A 14,268-nucleotide genomic window follows, 5' to 3' on the forward strand; every position below is an offset into this window, starting at 1 on the left:
TCTTCTTTGCAGATCCTTCCATGTATCAACTCTCTAATATTCAGGTTGTTCGCGGTGGACGCCCGATCCTCAGCATTGACAGCCTTTCGATTCCAACCAATGAGCTGACCGTCGTGTTAGGTCACAACGGCTCGGGAAAATCAACGCTGGTTAACCTACTTTCCGGGCAAATGGCTCCCGACAGTGGCAGCGTCGCGCTCAATAAAACACCCCTCGCGAGCTTTAAAACCAAAGCACTGGCAAAGCAAATTGCCTATTTACCGCAAAAGCTACCGGCTTCAGCAGGCTTGACGGTCGAAGAGTTAGTCCGTTTAGGACGCTTTCCTTGGCGTGGTGCGTTGGGTCGCTGGAATGCCGAGGATAAACAGATTATCAGTGACGCAATGCTGCGTACGGGCGTGACACCCTTTGCTAAATCCTTAGCCGATGACCTTTCCGGTGGCGAACGTCAACGCGCTTGGGTATCCATGTTGTTGGCCCAGCAGTCTCCGATTTTAATCCTAGATGAACCAACATCAGCACTGGATGTGCACCATCAATTTCAATTGATGGGTTTATTGTCAGAGCTAAACCGAACGGAAAACGTGGGCATTATCGTGATACTACACGACTTAAATTTAGCCTTGCGCTATGCCACTCATATTGTCGCGTTAAAACAAGGCCAGATTGCCTTTGAAGGCAGTGCCGAAATACTGCTCAATGAAGAGAGGCTATCGGCGCTTTATCAATCACCAATCAAGCTGATCGATCACCCAACGCCTGCAGACACTGTTGCCAGCCAAAAGGTCGCCGTCGTATGCGCATAGTGATTCGAAATACTCTCTTGTGGCTTAACGTGTTGATGTGTTTGGTTCTTTTTTCGACCATTGCTCACGCTGCGATTGAGATTCAAGATACCTATGGCACACATAGATTTGAACAAGCGCCTGAGCGAGTCGTTGCACTTAACTGGGATGTTCTGGAGCAAGTTCTTGCGCTTGAGGTGATCCCCGTTGCGGCACCCAACCTAACGGGATACCGCACTTGGGTGGTCAACCCTTTGGCACCGGATTCGATTGAAGATATCGGCACACGCTCTGAACCCAACCTAGAGAAAATTGCTAACTTAAAGCCCGATGTCATTCTTGCCGCTTCACCACAACGTGATTTGATCCCGTTGCTCAAACAGATCGCACCCGTAATTTATTTACCGAACTTTTCTGAAAATGAGGCTGCCGCTGAAACCGCAATTAAACACTTCCGTACCCTAGGAAAATTGTTTAACAAACAGTCATTGGCAGAGCAAAAGTTGGCGCAGCTTGATGCCTCATTGGCTCACATGCGCAAGCAAATCGCGCAGAGTTACTCTCAACCTCTCAGCGTACTGGTGATTCGGTTTTCGACACCCAATACCGTGTTCCTTGCTACTGAAAACTCAACGACGCACTATGTTGTTGAGCAGCTTGGCCTAACCAATCCCATTTCTGTCTCTGCTCGGGCTTGGGGCATAAAGCAAGAGCGCATCAATCGCTTGCAAGATTTATCTGACAGTTACGTGTTGTATGTGTTGCCGTTTCCACAAGAGAGCAAGCTTAAGGACTCTCCTTTGTGGCAGGCGATGCCGTTCGTAAAACGCAAACAGGTAAACTCAGTTCGCACCGTGTGGGCCTATGGAGGCGCAATGTCTTTGCACTATACCGCCCAAGCCATCACTGACAGTTTAATTGAATTGGCTGCAACGCAATGAAAATTCTACATTATTTTGCCTACCTCACACTGATGATTCTGCTTGGTGTCGTCAGTTTGCAAATCGATACCCGTTTATCCTTGTCCTCTCAATGGCAACTTGTTGTACAACCCGAGGCAGCGAATGATTTTCGCGATGTCTTCTTTGTCCAAGCTCAGCTCCCTCGCTTATGTATCACGCTGCTAGTGGGCGCTATGCTTGGTCTAACCGGCAGCTTGATGCAACAGTTAACGCAAAACAATCTCACGTCACCACTGACACTCGGCACCTCATCAGGCGCTTGGTTGGCGTTAGTTATCGTGAATATCTGGTTTGTCGACTGGGTAGCCGATTACTCTGCGTTGGCCGCCATGGTAGGTGCGCTGGTGGCATTTGGTTTGATCGTCTCTATTGCTGGTGTGCGCAATATGACCGGGTTACCCCTAGTGGTGTCAGGTATGGTGATCAATATTTTGCTCGGCTCGGTCGCCACTGCCATCATTATTTTGAATGCCCAGTTTGCGCAAAATATCTTTATGTGGGGCGCTGGTAACCTCACCCAGTACAGTTGGCAGTGGTTTATATGGTTATTGCCTCGAACTGCCGTTGCTGTGATTATCCTTATCGTGGCACCAAGAATTCTTACTGTGCTTAAGCTCGGCCAAGAAGGAGCAACCGCACGCGGCCTTTCCGTGATGCCGGCATTTGCTGGTCTGATGTTACTCGCTATATGGCTCGTTTCCGCCTCAATTACTGCTGTGGGTATTATTAGCTTTATCGGCCTGCTGACACCCAATATCGCCAGAGCATTAGGCGCAAGAACGCCACGTGATGAACTCATTAGCAGCCTGCTGCTCGGAGCGATTCTGTTATTGGTCACCGATTCAGTCGCGGTGGTACTGAGTTTATGGCTTGAAGAGACCATTCCAAGCGGAGTAACAGCCGCTGCAATAGGTGCACCAGCGCTGATATGGTTTACGCGTAAAAAGCTTTCCGCAACCGACCAGCTCAATCTTTCGATGAACCGAGGGACGCGTCACCTCTCTCGGCTAACAATGGCGGGCATTGCCAGCTTAATCTTCGTCGGTGTATTGGCCTACACCTTTATTACTCATGGCCCTTCTGGGATCCAAGTCGCCACCCCAGGTGAATTTCAATGGCAGCTACGCTGGCCAAGAGCACTTACTGCGGTATCAGTGGGCGTTGCCCTTTCTGTCGCAGGCATTATCTTACAGCGCATTGTTTATAACCCATTGGCTAGCCCAGACATTCTCGGTGTTTCATCGGGAGCAACCTTCGCGATTATTGTGACTGGGGTTGTGTTAGGTTCGACGCTTGCGGCATTTAACTGGGGTATTGCCTTTATGGGTAGTCTCGCGGTGTTGATGTTACTCCTGTTAATTGGTAAGCGCAGTCAGTTCAACCCATCCAATTTTGTTTTGTCTGGTATTGCCTTAACTGCACTATTAGAAGCATTAGTGCAATTTGCCTTAGCTCAAGGCTCTGGGGACAGTTATGACATCCTGCTATGGCTAACCGGTTCAACTTATCGAGTCACTGGTTCAACGGCGTTGTGGCTTGCCGCCTCGGTTGTGATTTTGGTTATGGCTGTGTTTGCCATTTCCCGCTGGCTGACTCTGATCTCCATCGGCCGTGCATTCTCTCACGCTCGTGGCCTGAGTCCTATGACGGCCAACACCTTGCTGTTGACTGTGGTCGCGCTGTTATGTGCCCTCTCCACCGCCACGGTGGGGCCGATCTCTTTTGTTGGCTTAGTCGCCCCGCACATGGCAATGATGCTCGGTGCACGCAGTATAAAGCAGCAGTTGGTAGTGGGAGGCTTAGTCGGTGCCGCTCTGATGATTTGGGCTGACTGGCTCGGTCAAATAGCGGTCTATCCAAGTCAAATCGCAGCGGGAACCTTAGTTGCCATTATTGGCAGTGGGTACTTTTTAATGCTGATGATGAAAAGTAAATTTAACTGATAGCAGCGCGTCGTGCGCTGTTGGCTGTGATATTCAAGCATAAGGGCGACACGTCCTTATGCTGTCTAGTATTTAGAAGCCAACTAAAGTGACTTTGCCAGTCAATGATTCATTCAATGCGCAGCTGAAATCAACCCGTTTGTCGGCTTCTTTTTCATATAAGGTCTGCAGTTTATCGAAGGCACTCGGAACAAAACTGATGTTTTTCAAACGTAGACTTTTGCGCGTTTGGCTATCTAAAAAGGCCAGCGCTGAACGATCTAAGACACGATGACAAGCATCTAATACACCTTTGCTCGCGAGCTGGCTTTTAAGCACTTGCTCAATTTCAGCTTGTGAGATGGACGCCCCTGCTTGAGATAAAACACAAATCGCATCTAAATCAAGCATGGCAACCGCCCTTGGTCGTTGAGTTGCACTATCTTCATACACGGCTAACAAACAAGGTATCTTACTCTCATCAAAAGTCTGAGGAGGAATACTCGACAGCGTCAAACTGCTACCTAACTCTCGCTGCAGGAGCTTTTCTAGTTGAGATAATTTGGGCAGCGCCAACTCTTTTTGCACCTCGCTAATCGAATCTAACGCTTTTTTGCTCTCCTCCGCCCCCTGCACCAGCGGCAGCAAGTAACGATGTAACTCATCGTCTTCAAAGGGCTTCGTTAGCACAAAACTCGCTCCTGCTCCTTTCGCTTGATTGATTTGGTTAGGATCATCGACCGTGGTAATCATCCCTACCTTAATGCCTTGGTCAAGCTTCATCAGCTCTTGGGTCAACGTCAGTCCAGTCATATCAGGCATATACCAATCGGTCAGCACTATCTCTGGTTGCCACTGTTTCGCTATATCTAGTGCCTGGGTCGCACTACAGGTTTTTTCAATCGATAAACGGCAATAGCCAAAGCTCTCTAAACCCCGCCTGACTATTTCCAATGTCGCTTTACTGTCATCCACGATCAGAATTTTCACCGCTTTTCGCCACCTACCCTACTAAACTGTCTAAATTATAGGCACATTTCCTTCAAGCAACTAAACTTACAAACCATGAATAGCTTAACTTGCGTGGTAAGAGATGGATTTAACGCCACTATTAACTTCAGAAAACCTACTGGCTCTCGCCGTCGATTTTGGGTTGCTTATCCTGCTGGTATGGTTTGTCATTTTGCTTTTAATCCTACGTGAGTTTCGCCACTTTGCCCGCCAAATCGTCACAGGACGCGATATGGACAACAATACCTATGAGTTGTGCCAACAGTCTGTCGACAACGCCCTCAACTACACCGATGATAACAATGCCACGCTCAATGACTTAATCATCATCCAACAAGCACTAGAAAGTCAGGTATCACAAATAAAGGCCGCTAATGGTGAATTGAGTGCACAGGAGCAAGAATCTATTGATGAGCTAAACCAGAAACTGAGTAAATCGCACCGCCTAATCAAAAAGCTAAAAGGAGATTTAGACAAAAGTGTCCGCGGGCTACAGAAAGCGAAAAGCCGACTATTGAAACAGAGTGATACGGTAGAAAGTCTACAGATAGAAAACCAGCAGTTAGAGAAGCAATTTGAACAGCTAGAGCAGGAATATATCCAAATCAGCGAGTCTGGTGGCACGGAAAATTTAGCCAAGCAATTTCAGCAAGAGAAAAAGCAGCTGCAAGACCAGATCGAAGCATACAAACAGAAGCTCGCCTCGGCAGGAGATACAAAAGGCTTGGCGGCAGAACTAGAAACCTCCAAGCAGCAGCTTGCCCATATGAGTAAAGAAAAAGAGTTTGTAGAAAAGAAATACCTCGAGTTACTCCAAGAGGCCGAACAGCAAAATCAATAGCGCAACGCTAATGATTCATACGGTTACTTGACGCACACAACATTCAATAACGATGTGCCTTTTAACTGATTGACTTTACCACTGGTAAATAGCCCTGTTTTTTCTGCGCCCCAATAAGGCAAGTGCATCGGCCAGTTATCTTGCTTCATGACATCAGAATCGAGTAAAGCCTGCCACTCCTCAGAGCTGGCTAAGCGCATTCCTAATCGGTAACAGGTTTTATATGCTCCCTCGTAGTCAAGTCGATTCCAAGGCAAGTTGTGCTCCATATAAAACTGATCATTGCTAAACATGCTGTATGGCACTTTATACTCCACGCCTGATACCGATGCCGTTAAACGAATGGCAACGTCTGATTGATTCGGCTGCGGCGCATCAGCTACCACCTCACTGGCAATAGGTTCTGGCTGAGCCATTACGGGTGCAGGAATCACAGTGGTCGCTTGAGGTTTTGTTTTGCTACTCGGCTTAGGTTTGGGCTGTGGTTTGACCGCCGCTTTTTTCAGTGGTGCCCCTTTCACCACTTCGCGAATGAACGCTTCTTTATAACCCGGCTCCGTTTTCACTCTAGCTAAATCTTGCTTAGCTTGGGAGAAATCTTGGTAGGGACCAATCAAGCAGCGGTAAGCCTTGTCTTCAGGCTTTGCCCAAACGTCCGTTGAGATATGTTGATAAAGTTTTTTCGCTTTTGCCACAGGCAGTGGCTGACTGAAGACACCACACTGAATCCAGAACGTTGACTCTTGCCCACGCGGTTGAGATTTGCCCCACAATCCTTGTCCAACAGGACAGGTCTTATCTAGCAATGGTAACTCGTTAGTCGATGCCTGAGTCGCATCACATAGAAACTCGTCAGCTAAGATTGGTGCTGAAAACAGAGGTAAAGCCAATGCTGCGACAAGAGTCCAACACTTGCAAAATGTTTGTTTTGGCTTTGCGGCCATATTGATATCCATACCCTTTACACTTAACGTCAAGTTTAGCCACTTTGGTCGATCACTATAGTGACTTTATTGGCGTTTCACCGCCCTGATATTGAGAATGCAAAAAAAGAGCCGTAATGACTTACGGCTCTTAGTGTAGTGAGATTTTTATAATCAAATCTTAGGCTTGGATCACCCTTTATAAATTTTAGGGTTAAATACATCACGTAACCAGTCACCAAGCAAATTGATAACCAACACCAATGTTACCAATACAACGCCTGGGAACGCAGTAATCCACCACGCACCTGAGAAAATGTAGTTAAATCCAATACTAATGAGCGCACCCAACGAAGGTTGGTCTACTGGCAAACCTAGGCCTAGGAAAGAAAGTGCCGCTTCTGACATGATGGCGTTTGCCACCTGTACGGTTGAGATAACAAGGATTGGCGATAGACAATTTGGCAGGATATGGCGGAACATAATGCGCGGTGCTTTAAAGCCCATTACGCGTGCCGCTTCAACATACTCTTTCTTCTTCTCTGCCAACACTGAAGCACGAATAGTACGAGCATACTGAGGCCATTCCGCAACGCCGATAATGACTACCAGCATAACAACCGCATACTGACTGTAGAAATCACTACCAAAGCTGGCTTTAAAAATCGCCGACACAATGATCGCCACCATCATGGTTGAAAATGACAACTGAACATCAGCAAAGCGCATTAGGAAGCTATCAATACGGCCACCGAAGTAACCCGCTGACAGACCAATCACAATCCCTAGCACAAGCTGTAAGCCTACCGCTAAGAAACCAATGCTTAGAGACAGACGTGAGCCATAAAGAATAGTCGATAGGATATCGCGACCCTGTTCATCTGTACCTAGGACAAAACGCTCATCACCACCTTCCATCCATGATGGAGGTAGCTCTGAATCCATAATATCAATTGACGCCAGATCGTATGGATCGGTTGGAGACAGAATTGGTGCAGCCAGCGCCATCACCAAAAACATCATGAACACAGTAAAACTCGCCATAGCGACTTTATCGCGTTTAAAGTAATACAAGAAATCCGATTGTTTGAATCGCTCCCAACGTGAAGGAGCAGCTGCTGTTTGACTCATGGTTATGCTCCTTTACCTGTTAGATCGACCGTTGGGTTGATGATGCCGTAAAGCAAGTCAACAATTGTGTTGGTCACAACGAAAATTAAACCCACGAAGATGACGTAAGCCGTGATTAGCGGCGTATCGACGCGGTTGATCGCTTCAAGGAAAAGGAAGCCAGTACCCGGCCATTGGAAAACAGTTTCAGTCAATATGGTGTAAGCAACCATAGTACCGATTTGCACACCACCAACGGTAAGAACAGGCAACATAGTGTTTTTCAATGCATGCTGGTAGTAAATTTTGTTCAGTGCGAGACCTTTCGCTTTACCAAACTTGATGTATTCAGAGCTCAGTACTTCGAGCATTTCAGAACGAACTAAGCGAATGAACAAAGGCAACATAATCGACGCAAGAGCGATACATGGCAAAATTAAATGTGCTAAGCCATCCAGCGTGAAATAGCCTGACTCCCAACCCAATAGGTTGGCTGTTTCGCCGCGACCATAAGAAGGTAGCCAACCTAGCTCAATAGAGAACACATACATCAGCATAATGGCCGTCAAGAAGACAGGAATCGAAATCCCGATACTACTTCCCGCCATCACTAGTTTGGTGAAGAAACTTTTGGGGTGAATAGCCGAGTAGACGCCAAGCGGAATCGAACAAACGACAATGATCAGAGTGGCACCGAAAACCAATTCTAATGTCGCGACCAATTTATCAAGAATCACCTCAACCGCTGGGCGCTTGAAGAAATAGGATGTACCAAGATCACCTTGTATCGCAGAGCTTACAAAGCGAGTGTATTTTGTAATGAAGGGATCATTCAGACCTAGTTCGTCACGCAGAGCTTGTCGTTCGGCTTCTGAAACCGACTGACCTACCAGCTCACGCAATGGGTCACCTAAGTTATCCTGAATGGCAAACGCCACTAGACTGATCACAAACATCACTATCAGTGCCTGAAACAGGCGCTTGACCAGAAACGAAAACATTCCTTGCCCCTTAACTTTCCATAGATTTCAGCCTGCGAAGCCAAAGAGTCTTTGGTCGCAATCTTCAGTCTTAAAAATGGCACCTAACCCGACTGAAACAAAGTTAAGTACCAAAAAATTAGTGGGCACCTGCATCATGCAGATGCCCAACTTACTTCAACCTAATTATTTAACCACTAGATCGCCGAAGTAAGGGAAGTTCATCGCGTTAACGATTGGAGCGATATCTACGTTAGATTTTGCGCCCCATGCGAGGTTCTGCCAGTGTAGAGGAACAAACGCAGCTTCGTTGTACAGCGTCGTTTCTACTTGTTGTAGCATCTGTGCACGCTTAGCAGGATCCGTTTCTACGTTTGAATCCATTACTAGCTTGTCCACTTCTGCATTTGAGTAGTGACCACAGTTGTACTGACCTTTACCCGTTTCTTCGTTACGAGTCATAGTTAGGAACTCAGAGAAGTTCGCTGAATCTTCTGTATCTGAGTGCCAACCAATCATCAGCATATCTGCTGCACATAGGTCGAACTCAGGCCAGTATTGCGCTTTAGGCATAGTCTTAAGATCAACTTTGATACCAATCTTAGATAGCATTGCTGCAGCTGCCTGAGCAATCTTCGCATCGTTCACGTAACGGTTGTTTGGCGCCATCATAGTTAGCGTAAAGCCGTTCTCGTAACCTGCTTCTTTCATCAGAGCTTTAGCTTTCTTCAGATCGTAACGAGGAACAAGATCTGCGCTGTAACCTGCATAGCCTGCAGGGCCTTGCTGACCCGCTGCTGTAGCGAAGTCTTTCATGATCTTCTTAACGATACCTTCGTTGTTGATTGCGTGAACAATCGCCTGACGAACGCGAACATCTTTAAGTGCTTCGTTGCTGCTTTGGTTCATTTGGAACGTGATGATACGAGTACCTGGTAGAGTAACCAGATCGACATTCTTCGCATCTTGTACACGCTTGTGGTCGTTTGGAGCCACTGGCGCAATCATATCAACATCGCCAGAAAGAAGTGCTGCAACGCGAGTTGCGTCTTCTTTGATTGGTACTAGTGTTAGTTTGTCTACGTTACCAGTGTTCTTGTCCCAGTAACCGTCAAAACGTTCAAATTCTACTTTTACACCTTGCTCACGAGAAGTAACAACGAATGGGCCAGTACCTGATACGTTGGTTGAAGCAAAAGAGTTACCGTGCTTAACCACTTCGCCCTTGTCTTTGCCATCAGCCGTTGTGCCTGAGTAGAACTTGCTGTCCATTGGGAAGATGTAAGTCGCGGTTTGAAGAACCAGCGGGTATGCGCCTTTAGAAACAAGCTCTACCGTGTAATCATCAACTTTAACCATCTTCTCGTACGGTTCAAAGATCGCTTTAAAGTCTGGAGAGTCTTTCAGACGGTCAAACGTCCAAACTACATCATCAGCGGTTAGTTCGTTACCAGAGTGGAACTTCACACCTTCACGCAGTTTGAAGCGGAATGTTGTATCATCAACACGTTCCCATTTCTCTGCAAGGCGAGGTTCAAAATCTAACTTCTGTGTGTAACGAACTAGTGGATCAAACACCATGTGAGACATTTGCAGTGTGCCGCCAGAAAGCTGCTCATGCGGGTCAAGTGATACTGGGTCTGCGTCATAAGCGACGGTAATATCTGCTGCAGCTGCGCTAAAGCTCAAGCCTGCTGCCATTAAAGCCACTGCTAGTTTGCTTTTCATGGTTTTCATGCATAACTCCTTCATGCGGGATTCATCCCTAGTTGTTGTATTTGCTTCTGTTTATACCCCGTCGACATAACGACGACGGGAAAGATTTACGACTTTATGCCGTTTTTACTTCTTCTCTTAAGCCTGTGAATTCAGGCATTAATGAAATCAGTTGCTTACTGTATTCGTGTTGAGGTGTTCTAAATAGCTGTTCTGTTGGGGCAACTTCCAATAATGTGCCCATCTGCATCACACCCACTCGGTCACACATCTGACGAATAACGGGTAAATCGTGACTGATAAATAGCATGGTTAGATTTAGCTCATCTTGTAAATCTTTAAGTAGGTTAAGGATTTGCGCCTGTACCGACACATCAAGAGCTGAGGTAGGTTCGTCACAAATCAATAAACGAGGGCGAGTTGCCAGTGCACGCGCAATCGAGATACGCTGGCGTTGACCACCAGAGAATTCGTGCGGGTATTTCACCCCTGCCATCTTACCCAGACCAACATGCTCAAGCAGGTCATTAACGATCTGTCTTGTTTCCGCTTCACTGTTGGTCAGTTTATGGAATCGGATAGGCTCTGCGATGATGTCGAAAATCTTCATCCGCGGGTTCATTGAAGTATATGGGTTTTGGAACACCATCTGCATTTGGCGACGCATCGGGCGGCGTTCTTTCTCTGACTTCAACGCTGTTAGATCAACACCTTCAAAGGTCACTTTGCCTGAGTTGGGGGCGTAAAGACCAGCAATCACACGCGCGATAGTTGATTTGCCCGAGCCGGACTCGCCAACCAAACCGAAAGTTTCACCCTCGAACACTTCAAAACTGACATTATTTGAAGCCTGGACATATTCACGGCGACTTTCAAACAAAGAATCTTTGGTCACGAAACGTAGATTAACGTTTTCTACTGTGAGTAGTGAACCTGTGTACTCTCGATGATCCTGGCTTTGACCCAACCAATGATTTTTCACATCCAGAGGCTCCATCTCGTGTGCTTCTTCGATGTATGAAACCAAAGGAAAACGATCCAATTTCATATCAGAGCGAGGGACAGCAGAAATAAGACTACGTGTGTATGAGTGGTCAGGATCGCCAAGCACTTTCGCCGTTGGACCGAACTCAACTAAGTCGCCACGGTACATTACCGCCACGCGGTCTGTAACGTTGGAAACTACGCCCATATCATGGGTAACCAACATACAGCCAACGTTGTTCTTTATACACAACTCTCGAATAAGACTAAGAATTTGATCTTGAATCGATACATCCAATGCCGTCGTGGGTTCATCGGCAATAATCAGATCAGGTTCACCCGCAAGGGCAATGGCGATAACTACGCGCTGACGCATACCACCAGAAAATTGGTGTGGATATTGTTTTAATCGATTTTCAGGTTGTGGGATACCCACCTGTTCCATTAAAGAGAGCGCTCTTTGGTACGCCTCTTGGTCAGAAACCTTCATATTGGCATGAATTGTTTCTTTCAGTTGATGTTCAACGGTAAACAGAGGGTTTAGAGATGTCATTGGATCTTGGAAGATAAATCCAATTTTAGAGCCACGAACCGTACGCATTTGCTCTGGCGTTAAACCAGAAATAAGCTCACCGTCAAGGTAGACATCGCCACTAGCAATACGACCTGGGGGGCTAAGAAGATCGATAACTGCGTTACCAACCGTTGATTTACCTGCGCCTGATTCGCCAACAACGCCGACGATTTCTCCACGCTCGATATTAAAGGAGAGTGATTTAACTGCGGCATGTACACCATGACGCGAAGGGTACTCAATTCGAAGGTTTTTAACTTCTAAAAGTGACATTACCAGACCTCTACTGCTTCGGCAGTTTTCTGCCCTGTCTGAAAGTGAATCCATTCATACCAGAATAACGTTCTGGCTATTTACAAGGCCATCAATTTGGCAAAAAATTCACAGAAAAGCAACAAAGATAGGATAAAAAGTTGAAATAGAACAAAAACCAAGCAGTATCGCAAAATAAATATGCAATCAATCTATATCTTCGATTGGTCATACCTGAGAGACAAATGGGTCAGAGAGCAATGAAAAAGAGGAGTTTGGTCATTTGTTATTTATTTTGGCCACAAGCATAAATGAATACTAATTCAACAAAAGCACGCGCGACAAATTAACAAAATAAAAACACCAATCCAGTTTAAAAACATAAAACCAGTTATTTAAACTGCAATATAAGCAAATAACAAAAATAAAACACCACAAACCTCTTATAGATAAACTTAATTATCTAGCAATAACGAACGCATAATTTAAACGCATAATTGATTAACTATTAGCGTATATAGATAAGGGAAATTTAGCAAAGGTCGCTATGATTGACAGCGGTCAGTAAGGGGCCTTATTTGAACTGCAGGCGGACCCCACCCAAGGTTCATATAACTACAATCAGAACGAAAAAAGCCTCGTCATTTCTGACGAGGCTTCCCAATAGTTATCGGTGAAGAGACATTCCTTGGACATCAGACGAACCCCGCCTTGGGTTCGAACCTTGTTATATTTCAAATAGTAAAAAGCCCTAGTCTTTCGACTAGGGCTTCAATAGTGGTTGGTGAAGAGCTATTCCTTGAACGTCAGGCGAACCCCACTCAGGATTCGAATCAAACCCTAAATACACAGAAAGTAAAAAAGCCGTAGTATTTCTGCTACGGCTTTTCTAATAGTGGTCGGTGAAGAGGGATTCGAACCCCCGACCCTCTGGTCCCAAACCAGATGCGCTACCAAGCTGCGCTATTCACCGACTTGTATTTTGTCCTGAATTAAACAGGACAGGAAACCGAAGTTACCTAAACAATGGGGTGGCTAACGGGACTTGAACCCGCGACAACTGGAATCACAATCCAGGGCTCTACCAACTGAGCTATAGCCACCATCAAATTGTAGTGTTCATCGCTATAGCGAAAAACGAAATAGTGGTCGGTGAAGAGGGATTCGAACCCCCGACCCTCTGGTCCCAAACCAGATGCGCTACCAAGCTGCGCTATTCACCGACAAGCTGTTTTATCCTGATAATTTATCAAGATTGGAAGCTGTGCTACCAGAATAAATGGGGTGGCTAACGGGACTTGAACCCGCGACAACTGGAATCACAATCCAGGGCTCTACCAACTGAGCTATAGCCACCACTGATTTTTACCGATATACCTTTAGGCGCATGGCACGCCCGAAAGGATTCGAACCTTCGACCTTTGGCTCCGGAGGCCAACGCTCTATCCAACTGAGCTACGGGCGCATGCCCTATCGGCGGAGTGGAATAATACGTATATCACACTATGCCGTCTAGTACTTTTTCAACTTTTTTTATCGTTTGGTGCCTTTTTCGGCAAATAAAGTGTGATAAACCCCTATTTCCCATTAGATACCCGCTATAAAGCAGGTAACTTGTTGTTTATTGCAACAACTTAACAGGATATAATCACCCATTATTTACATTGATTTAACAGCTAAGCACGCTTTAAAGCAGCGTATGTCTGTTGGTCAAGCCCCACTCTAATAATAGGTAAGCACGAATTTACCTTCAGGAATGTAAAGTGAGTTTAATGGATATGTCTCGAAAAATGTTAACCGCTTTGGTCGCTGCGATCACTTTTTCTAGCGCCACTTTTGCAGCTAATGTAAGCCAAGAAGAATATGATGCAATTGCAGAACGTATCAAACCTGTAGGTGATGTTTACCTAGCAGGCGCCGAACCAGTCAAAGCAGAACCTACTGGTCCACGTGATGGCGCAACTGTCTACGGTACTTTCTGTATTGCATGTCACGCATCAGGGGTGAGCGGCGCACCTAAAATGGGCAACGCAGGTGATTGGTCACCACGAATTGCACAAGGCAAAGACGTGTTGAAAAACCATGCGATCAATGGCTTTAATGCGATGCCTGCGAGAGGTTCATGTATGGACTGTTCGGACGATGAAATCGTTGCCGCTATTGAGCATATGATTGCGGGCCTTTAGAGAGTCCTCTTATATATAGAAA

The 14,268-nt window shown here is 46.2% G+C and carries 11 protein-coding genes and 5 tRNA genes; 5 read left to right on the top strand and 11 right to left on the bottom strand.

Annotated elements, in window-relative coordinates; all coding sequences use genetic code 11:
• Positions 1-20 precede the first annotated feature (20 nt).
• Genes TW81_RS04110 through fhuB form a run of 3 tightly spaced genes read left to right on the top strand, consistent with a single transcriptional unit; the run spans position 21 to position 3,690 of the window.
• Positions 21-806: an ABC transporter ATP-binding protein gene (locus TW81_RS04110; RefSeq protein ID WP_045954467.1), complete on the top strand. Its 786-nt coding sequence runs from the start codon at positions 21-23 to the stop codon at positions 804-806.
• Positions 797-1,726 (top strand): iron-siderophore ABC transporter substrate-binding protein, encoded by a 930-nt coding sequence (locus TW81_RS04115; RefSeq protein WP_045954468.1) that lies wholly within the window; start codon positions 797-799, stop codon positions 1,724-1,726. The genes TW81_RS04110 and TW81_RS04115 overlap by 10 nt, the downstream gene beginning before the upstream one ends.
• Positions 1,723-3,690 carry a Fe(3+)-hydroxamate ABC transporter permease FhuB gene (gene fhuB, locus TW81_RS04120; RefSeq protein WP_045954469.1) on the top strand — a complete coding sequence of 656 codons (1,968 nt, stop codon included), beginning with the start codon at positions 1,723-1,725 and terminating at the stop codon, positions 3,688-3,690. Before TW81_RS04115 ends, fhuB begins: the two co-directional genes overlap by 4 nt.
• A gap of 72 nt (positions 3,691-3,762) precedes the next feature.
• Here fhuB and TW81_RS04125 read toward each other — a convergent pair whose 3' ends face one another.
• Positions 3,763-4,659 carry a response regulator gene (locus tag TW81_RS04125; protein ID WP_045954470.1) on the bottom strand — a complete coding sequence of 299 codons (897 nt, stop codon included), beginning with the start codon at positions 4,657-4,659 and terminating at the stop codon, positions 3,763-3,765.
• A gap of 103 nt (positions 4,660-4,762) precedes the next feature.
• Here TW81_RS04125 and TW81_RS04130 point away from each other — a divergent pair, with 103 nt between their 5' ends.
• Positions 4,763-5,521: a hypothetical protein gene (locus TW81_RS04130; protein WP_045954471.1), complete on the top strand. Its 759-nt coding sequence runs from the start codon at positions 4,763-4,765 to the stop codon at positions 5,519-5,521.
• Between the two features lie 23 nt (positions 5,522-5,544).
• On the opposite strand, the gene TW81_RS04135 is transcribed toward TW81_RS04130, so the two are convergent.
• The 10 genes from TW81_RS04135 to TW81_RS04180 form a co-directional block, all read right to left on the bottom strand.
• Positions 5,545-6,465 carry an SPOR domain-containing protein gene (locus TW81_RS04135; RefSeq protein WP_084715802.1) on the bottom strand — a complete coding sequence of 307 codons (921 nt, stop codon included), beginning with the start codon at positions 6,463-6,465 and terminating at the stop codon, positions 5,545-5,547.
• Between the two features lie 171 nt (positions 6,466-6,636).
• On the bottom strand, positions 6,637-7,575 hold the full coding sequence (locus TW81_RS04140) for an ABC transporter permease (protein ID WP_045954473.1): 939 nt from the start codon (positions 7,573-7,575) through the stop codon (positions 6,637-6,639).
• A 2-nt stretch (positions 7,576-7,577) separates the two neighbouring features.
• Positions 7,578-8,555: an ABC transporter permease gene (locus TW81_RS04145; protein WP_045954474.1), complete on the bottom strand. Its 978-nt coding sequence runs from the start codon at positions 8,553-8,555 to the stop codon at positions 7,578-7,580.
• Positions 8,556-8,720: 165 nt separating this feature from the next.
• Positions 8,721-10,271, bottom strand: a complete 1,551-nt coding sequence (locus tag TW81_RS04150; protein ID WP_045954475.1) for an ABC transporter substrate-binding protein — start codon at positions 10,269-10,271, stop codon at positions 8,721-8,723.
• A 94-nt stretch (positions 10,272-10,365) separates the two neighbouring features.
• A complete protein-coding gene (locus TW81_RS04155) occupies positions 10,366-12,081 on the bottom strand; it encodes a dipeptide ABC transporter ATP-binding protein (protein ID WP_045954476.1) in 1,716 nt (571 codons plus the stop codon).
• Between the two features lie 875 nt (positions 12,082-12,956).
• A tRNA-Pro gene (locus tag TW81_RS04160) sits at positions 12,957-13,033 on the bottom strand.
• Between the two features lie 54 nt (positions 13,034-13,087).
• A tRNA-His gene (locus tag TW81_RS04165) sits at positions 13,088-13,163 on the bottom strand.
• Positions 13,164-13,206: 43 nt separating this feature from the next.
• Positions 13,207-13,283 (bottom strand) — tRNA-Pro (locus tag TW81_RS04170).
• Positions 13,284-13,340: 57 nt separating this feature from the next.
• Positions 13,341-13,416, bottom strand: a tRNA-His gene (locus tag TW81_RS04175).
• Positions 13,417-13,448: 32 nt separating this feature from the next.
• A tRNA-Arg gene (locus tag TW81_RS04180) sits at positions 13,449-13,525 on the bottom strand.
• A gap of 307 nt (positions 13,526-13,832) precedes the next feature.
• Between TW81_RS04180 and TW81_RS04185 the strand changes: the two genes are divergently transcribed.
• Entirely contained in the window at positions 13,833-14,246 is a 414-nt protein-coding gene (locus TW81_RS04185; protein WP_045954477.1) for a c-type cytochrome, read from the top strand.
• Positions 14,247-14,268 lie beyond the last annotated feature (22 nt).

Origin of the sequence: Vibrio galatheae (genome assembly GCF_000967545.1) — a bacterium.
Classification (GTDB): domain Bacteria; phylum Pseudomonadota; class Gammaproteobacteria; order Enterobacterales; family Vibrionaceae; genus Vibrio; species Vibrio galatheae.